The organism is Methylocapsa aurea (assembly GCF_000746085.1).
Classification (GTDB): domain Bacteria; phylum Pseudomonadota; class Alphaproteobacteria; order Rhizobiales; family Beijerinckiaceae; genus Methylocapsa; species Methylocapsa aurea.
This window is the reverse complement of sequence record NZ_JQKO01000011.1, coordinates 155,766-163,025: the sequence shown is the minus strand read 5'-3', so window position 1 is coordinate 163,025 and position 7,260 is coordinate 155,766. Positions and strand designations below refer to the sequence as shown.

The window sequence follows — 7,260 nt, the reverse complement described above, 5'->3', positions numbered from 1 at the left end:
CCGGCCAGCGGATGGGCGATTTTTTGCGCCAGCATGTCGGCCATCAGGTCCGGAGCGGCCCACATCCCCTTGCCGATCTGCGCCCGCCCCGGCAAGCCGCAGGCGAGGCCCACATCGACATTCGCATTCTCGTAAGCCGCGATCCACGGCGTCGATTTCATCTCGTTCTTGCGGATCATCGGACCCGCCTCCATCGAGGTGTGGATCTCGTCGGCGGTGGGGTCGTGGAAGCCGGTGTTGATGAAAAACACCCGGTCGGCGGCGGCCGCGATGCAGGCCTTGAGATTGAGCGTGGTGCGGCGCTCCTCGTCCATGATTCCCATTTTCAACGTATGCCGCGGCAGGCGGAGCAGGTCCTCGACGCGGCCAAAAAGGTCGTTGGCGAGCGCGGCCTCGGCCGGCCCGTGCAGCTTCGGCTTGACGATATAGACCGACCCAGAGCGGCTGTTGCGCAAGGCGCGGCCCGGCGCCAGATCATGCATGGCGATGAGGGCGGTGATCGCGGCGTCGAGGATCGTCTCCGGGACGGGCCGTCCCTGCGCGTCCAGCACCGCGTCGCTGAACATGTGATGCCCGACATTTCGGACCAACAGCAGGCTGCGCCCATGCAAGGCCATCGGCTCCCCGTCCCGCCCAATGTAGCCGCGGTCCGACGCTAGACGGCGGTCGATGATAAGTCCCCTCTTCTCGAGCGAGGCCGAGAGAGTTCCTTGCATCAGGCCGAGCCAGTTTCGATAAACGGCGACCTTGTCCGGCGCGTCGACCGCCGCGGTGCTGTCCTCAAGATCAATAATCGCGCTCAGCGCGGCTTCGAGAACGACATCGGCCACCCCCGCGATATTGTCGGCTCCGACCAGGCTGCCGTGATCGATCTGGAGCTCGATATGCAAGCCATGCTGGCGCAGCAGAATGACGAAGGCGTCGGACGCCGTCTTTTTATAGCCGGCGAAGCGGCCGGGATGCTTCAAACGCGCATCGAGGCCATTGTCGAGCGTCGCGACGAGTTCGCCATTGGCGACCCTATATTCCGTGACCGCCTTGTGGGAGCCTTTCGAGAGCGGCGTCACTTCGTCGAGAAAATTGCGGACCCATGCAATAACCCGCTCGCCGCGTTTCTTATTATAGCCCTTGCCGCGTTCCGCTCCGCCGGTTTCGGGAATGACATCGGAACCGTAAAGCGCATCGTAGAGGCTGCCCCAGCGCGCATTGGCGGCATTGAGGACATAGCGAGCGTTCGACGCCGGAACGACGAGCTGCGGCCCCGCGACCCTGGCGATTTCCAGGACATTTTCGGTGCGAATCGCGAAATCGGCCGGCTCCGGCTCGAGATAGCCGATGTCGCGCAGAAAGGACTCATACTCCGCCGGATCGAAGGGCTGACTGGCGCGGGCGCGATGATATTGGTCGATCTTTTCCTGCAGCTCGTCGCGAATTTGCAGTTGGGCGCGGATGCGAGGCGCAAAATCAGCGATCAGATCGGCCACCCCGCTCCAAAAATGCTCAGCGTCGACGCCCGTCCCAGGCAAGACTTCATCGCGGATAAAATCATGCAGAACATCGGCAATGCTGATTTTTCCGATTTGCGCGTAAGCCATCGTTGTCTCGTCCCTGTGAGATTGATCGCTCCTCGCGTCGGCGCGCCGCCCCATAGCTTGATCTTTATTCTTTGCTTGAGCTTCGCAGCGCCCTGGCGTGCAGGAGATACGAGAACGCGTCAGCTGCCTTTATAGGCTGTATATAACTCAGGCGCGAGACAAGGCCAGATGCGGCTCCCGTTCAATCAGCCGCGCTGCAGCATGGCGATGAAGAAACCATCGGTTTCGCTCGTCAATGGCGTGAGGCGCAGCCCCGGCCCGAAGGGCGAGGCGAAGCCGCCAAGCTGCGGCAGCCCCGCCTGTTCGGCCATCTCAACGCCGGGCAGGCCCTTGAACTCGGGATGAGCGGCGAGAAAGACCACAAGCCGCTCTTCATTCTCCTCCCGCAGCACCGAACAGGTCACATAGAGAATCCGCCCCCCCGGCTTGACGAACCGCACCGCCTCCTCCAGCGCGCGATCCTGATCCAAGATCCGCTGCTCCAGCGCGCCGGGCCTAATCCGCCATTTGGCGTCCGGATTGCGCCGCCAGGTCCCGGTTCCGGTGCAGGGCGCGTCGACCACGACGAGGTCGCAGCGCCCGTCGAGATCGGCCAGCGCGTCCTGCCCACGGCGCGGCGCCCGAACTTGAACGTTGCGGGCTCCGGCCCGCTCCAGCCGCTTGAAAATCGGCATCAGCCTGCGGCCATCGCTGTCGGTCGCGTAAATTTGTCCCTTGTTCTGCATTGCCGCGGCGAGCGCCAAGGTCTTCCCGCCAGCTCCGGCGCAAAGATCCAGCACCTGTTCGCCGGGCTTCGCCGCAGCCAGAAGCGCAGCGAGTTGCGACCCTTCGTCCTGAATTTCGATGAGACCTTTGACATAAGCCGGCTCGGCGGTGAGCGCTGCGCCGCGTCCGTCCAGCGTCAAAGGGACGCGAAGCCCTAAAGGCGAGAGGCTGGTTGGTTGCGGCTGGAGATGCGCCAGGCTCGCGAGCGCCTTGTCGCGCGTCGCCTTCAGCGTATTGACGCGAAGATCGAGCGGCGCCCTGGCGGCGAGCGCCGCGGTCTCGCCGACGACGGCCGCGCCAAAGACGGCGATGAAGGACGGCTCCAGCCATTGCGGAAAATCGCCTGCGACATGGGCTGGCGCGCCGGTCAGGTCGGCAGAAGCGAGGCGTTCGGATTCGCCGCCATCCAGCGGCGAAGGCGCATGCGCCTCGCCAGAGCAAAGCGCGCCGATCTCATCGACGCTCATCCCCCGGACCTGGCGCAAGGCGCCGAGCATGATGGCGCGAGCGGTTTCTTCCCCCATGATATAGGCCGAGGACGCCCTTCGGCGCAGCGCGTCGAAAACGAGCGAGCCGATCGCTCCGCGGTCCTTGGAGCCGGCGAACCGATGCGCCAAGCCCCATTCCTTCAAAACCTCGGCGGCGGGTCTTTTGCGCGCTTCAATCTCCTCGAGGACCTCGATCGCGGCGGCGATCCGTGCGCCAGGAATCATAGCGGCATCACAGCGGTCCGAGAGCTGGAGCGATGAGAATGCGGAACGCAAAGAGCGCCCACATCAAGAATAGGTCGATGACGCCTAAAATGAAAAACTGGCCGCGCATCGGCACGTAGTTGGACGTCGTGAAAACATAGGCATGCGCAATGCGCGTGACGACGAAAACCCACTCCATGACGACAAAAACGAGATCCGCCTTTTTGGTGATAATGGCGAGAATGACGAGAACATAGAACAGGATCGGAATCTCGAATTGGTTCTGGAAGCAATTGCCGACCTGCTGCGCGGGCGCGGGCCAGGGCGTTTGCTTCAAAGCAATATCCCGCCAATGCATTTGACCGCGCGTGAAAAGGCTCCAGCGCCGCTTCGCCATCCAAAAGCTAAGGAAAAAGACGAGGCCAATCTGAACGAACAGCGGCAGAAGAATCATTTGGAGAGTCATGCGGCCTCATCGCGCAATAGACGCCAGGAATTCACTTCAAGCATTAAATGCCGGTCGGGTAGTTCGGGCTCTCACGCGTGATCGCGACGTCATGGACATGGCTCTCGCGCAGGCTCGCGGATGAGATTCGAACGAACCGCGCGCGGGCGTGAAACGCCGCTATGTCGGGCGCCCCGACGTAGCCCATGGCGGCGCGCAATCCGCCCGCCAATTGATGCAGGATTGGCGCGACGGGGCCGCGATAGGGCACCTGCCCCTCGACGCCTTCGGGCACCAGCTTCAGATGGTCCTTGATGTCCTGCTGGAAATAGCGGTCGGCGGAGCCGCGCGCCATCGCCCCGACCGATCCCATGCCGCGATAGGATTTGAACGAGCGGCCCTGGTAGAGATAGACCTCGCCCGGGCTCTCGTCGGTTCCGGCGAAGAGCGAGCCAATCATGACGCTGTCGGCGCCCGCCGCGATCGCCTTGGCGAGATCGCCAGAATATTTGATCCCGCCATCGGCGATGACCGGGATATTGGAGGCGTGCGCGGCTTCGGCGCAATCCATGATGGCGGTGAGCTGCGGCACGCCGACGCCGGCGACGATCCGGGTGGTGCAAATCGAGCCGGGGCCGATGCCCACCTTGATCGCGTCGGCTCCGGCGTCGATCAGCGCCTTTGCGCCATCGGCGGTCGCGACATTGCCGGCGATCAGCGCGACTTTGTTGGAGGCCAGCTTCAGCCGCGCGACCTGATCCAGCACCGATTGCGAATGACCATGCGCGGTGTCGACGACGATGCAATCGACGCCGGCGTCGATCAGCATCAGCGCGCGCTCGAAACCGGAATCGCCCACCGTCGAGGCGGCAGCGACCCTGAGGCGTCCCTCGGCATCCTTGCTGGCGAGCGGATGCAAGGTGGCTTTTTCCATATCCTTGACGGTGACGAGACCGACGCAGCGGCCGTCCTCATCGACGACAATCAGCTTTTCCAGCCGGTGCTGATGCAGCAGCCGGCGGGCCTCGTCCTGGCTCACGCCCTCGCGGACCGTGATGAGGGTTTTGGTCATCAGCTCGGAAACCGGCTGCAACGGATTGTCGGCGAACCGGACATCGCGATTGGTCAAGATGCCGCAAAGCCGCGCCGGCTTGCCGCCAGGACCGCGCTCCACCACCGGAATGCCGGAAATCCCGTGCTGGCGCATCAGCGCCAGGGCGTCGGCGAGCGTTTCATCAGGGAAAATCGTGATCGGATTGACCACCATGCCGCTTTCGTAGCGCTTGACCTTGCGGACTTCCTCGGCCTGTTCGCTCGGCTCGAGGTTGCGGTGGATGACGCCAATTCCTCCGGCCTGAGCCAGGGCGATCGCGAGCTTCGCCTCGGTGACAGTGTCCATGGCCGAGGACACCATGGGAATGTGCAAGCTGATGGTCGCGGTGAGCCGCGTCTTGAGGTCCGCCGCGCCCGGCAAAATCTCGGAATGGCCCGGAAGGAGGAGCACATCGTCGAAAGTGAGCGCTTCGTTAAGAGACGGTCGGGTGATCAAAGCCAAATGCCAACTCCGTAATTTGCTTCCGGGGGCGACGCCGCCTGAGTTCGTGCGGAAAGCAATTTCCAAAGGAATTACGTCGACCGAGAGTTGCCGGGGGCTCTTAGCACGCATGTGACGAAGCGCAAAGGCGGGAGCGATAAGTCCCGGGAGGCGCGATTGCCCGATTCAGGCGCCTGGAGCGCCGCGGAATCCGGTGGCGAGCACGTAAAGCTCCGCCGAATCGGCGCGGCTGGCCTGCGGCTTCACGTGGCGCACGACCGCGAACTCGCGCTTCAGCCGCGCGAGCAATTCATGTTCGGTCCCGCCCTGGATCACCTTGGCGAGGAAGCTGCCGCCCTCGGCCAGAACCTCGCAAGCGAAATCGGCGGCGAGCTCGACAAGGCCGATGATCCGCAAATGATCGGTTTTCTTATGTCCGGTCGCATTCGCCGCCATATCGGAGAGAACCACATCCGCCTTTCCGCCGAGCCATTCCATGAGCTGGCGCGGCGCTTCCGCTTCGAGGAAATCCATGACTTTGAATTCGACGCCGGGAAGTGGCTCCATTTCGAGGAGATCGATGCCGAGCACCCTGCCCCGGCCAGCCTCGGCGCCGACCGCGCGGGCCGCTACCTGCGACCAGCCTCCAGGCGCGGCGCCGAGATCGACGACCCTCTGGCCTGGTTTCAAGAAATGCCAGCGCTCGTCGATTTCGATCAGCTTATAGGCCGCGCGCGAGCGCAGTCCCTCCCGCTTGGCCCGCGCCACATAGGGGTCATTGAGCTGGCGCGCGAGCCATAGCGTCGAGGAGAGCGAGCGCTTTCGCGCCGTCTTCACCCGCGTCTTCAGCGAGCGTCCGCCTTCGCGGCCGGAGGAGGACGGCGTTTGGGTCATCTGCGCATCCGCACGGAGGCCCTGTCGGCGCTCATGAGTTGAAGCAAGATTCCCTCGCGCAGGCCGCGGTCGGCGATGCGGACGCGATCGGCCGGAAAGGCGCGGCGGATGGCTTCCAGAATAGCGCAGCCGGCGAGCACGAGATCGGCGCGGCCGAGCCCGATGCAGCCATTCGCGGCGCGCTCACCATAGGTCATCTTGCGCAACGACGCCACGGCCTCGCTCACTTCCGCGCTCGACATCCATAATCCGTCGACGCGGCGGCGATCATAACGCGCCAAACCAAGAAAGACGCCGGCGATGGTCGTGACCGTTCCGGACGTCCCAAGAAGATGGAAGCGCGGGCAGCGCTGCTCCGCGCCGACCGTAACGACAAAGCTCCGCAGCTCTCCGGCGACATGCTCGATCATCGCCTCGAAAGTCGCGTCGGAAACCTCGAGGCCGCCGAATTTTTCCGCCAAGGTCACGACGCCAAGTTTCAGGGAAACCCAGCACCGGATCCTTTCGCGCAACGCCATGTCCGTCGGCTCCGCGCCGGCGCGCGCGCCGTTATTGTCGCGGCCAAGCCAAACGATCTCGGAAGATCCGCCGCCAATATCGAAGAGAAGCACGCCAGCGGCCGCCGAATCGGCGAGAGAAGCCGAACCTGCAGCGGCCAAATGCGCTTCGGTTTCGCGATCGACGACTTCAAGTTCGAGGCCGGTCTCTCCGCGCACTTTGTTGAGGAATTCGGCCCCATTTTGCGCCGACCGGCAGGCCTCCGTTGCGATCAGCCGCGCCCGCGTCACGCCGCGCGCGGTCATTTTATCGCGGCAAATCTCCAGTGCGCCGAGCGTCCGGTCGATCGCCGCCGCGCTGAGCCGACCGGTTCCCGACAGTCCTTCGCCGAGCCGAACAATGCGCGAGAAGGAATCGATGACGCGAAACCCTGCGCGGCCGCCGCCTCCGGGCGTCGGACGGGCGATCAACAGGCGGCAATTATTGGTGCCAAGATCGAGCGCCGCATAAAGCTGCTCTTCTCCTGGCCGATGCGCCAGAGCGAAACGGCTGGCTGCGACGCGCGCCGGGCTGGCAGTCTCGGGAGGGACCGTCCCGCCAATGGGCTCGGCGCCGCACAAGCCGGAATTTTGCGCCCGAGTCGCGAGGCTGACGGCCAAGTCCGTGCTTTCGACCGGTCCCATTTCCACCTCCCGGAGCCTTTGACGGGACATTTCGCTCCGTTGCGGCCTAGGCGAGTGTAACAACGGCCGGAGCAAACGCCAAGCGCCACGCTTGGCGGCGCGGCTTGCGTGGCTATTGGTCCGGGCGCTGCGGCGTCTCGGCGGGCTTTGACGC

At 64.0% G+C, this 7,260-nt stretch carries 6 protein-coding genes; all 6 read right to left on the bottom strand.

Going from position 1 to position 7,260, the window contains the following annotated elements:
• A partial coding sequence (locus DL86_RS09380) for a malate synthase G (RefSeq protein ID WP_036260585.1) occupies positions 1-1,595 on the bottom strand: 1,595 nt, incomplete at its 3' end.
• Positions 1,596-1,780: 185 nt separating this feature from the next.
• Complete coding sequence (locus DL86_RS09375) at positions 1,781-3,073, bottom strand: RsmB/NOP family class I SAM-dependent RNA methyltransferase (protein ID WP_036260584.1); 1,293 nt, start codon at positions 3,071-3,073, stop codon at positions 1,781-1,783.
• Positions 3,074-3,080: 7 nt separating this feature from the next.
• The gene (locus tag DL86_RS09370; RefSeq protein ID WP_036260583.1) at positions 3,081-3,518 is read right to left on the bottom strand and encodes an MAPEG family protein; all 438 of its coding nucleotides are present in this window, start codon (positions 3,516-3,518) and stop codon (positions 3,081-3,083) included.
• Positions 3,519-3,561: 43 nt separating this feature from the next.
• Positions 3,562-5,052 (bottom strand): IMP dehydrogenase, encoded by a 1,491-nt coding sequence (gene guaB, locus DL86_RS09365; RefSeq protein ID WP_036260661.1) that lies wholly within the window; start codon positions 5,050-5,052, stop codon positions 3,562-3,564.
• Positions 5,053-5,217: 165 nt separating this feature from the next.
• Positions 5,218-5,925: an RlmE family RNA methyltransferase gene (locus DL86_RS09360; protein WP_036260582.1), complete on the bottom strand. Its 708-nt coding sequence runs from the start codon at positions 5,923-5,925 to the stop codon at positions 5,218-5,220.
• Positions 5,922-7,136, bottom strand: coding sequence for a Ppx/GppA phosphatase family protein (locus DL86_RS09355; protein ID WP_245276319.1), 1,215 nt, complete (start codon positions 7,134-7,136; stop codon positions 5,922-5,924). Before DL86_RS09355 ends, DL86_RS09360 begins: the two co-directional genes overlap by 4 nt.
• Positions 7,137-7,260 lie beyond the last annotated feature (124 nt).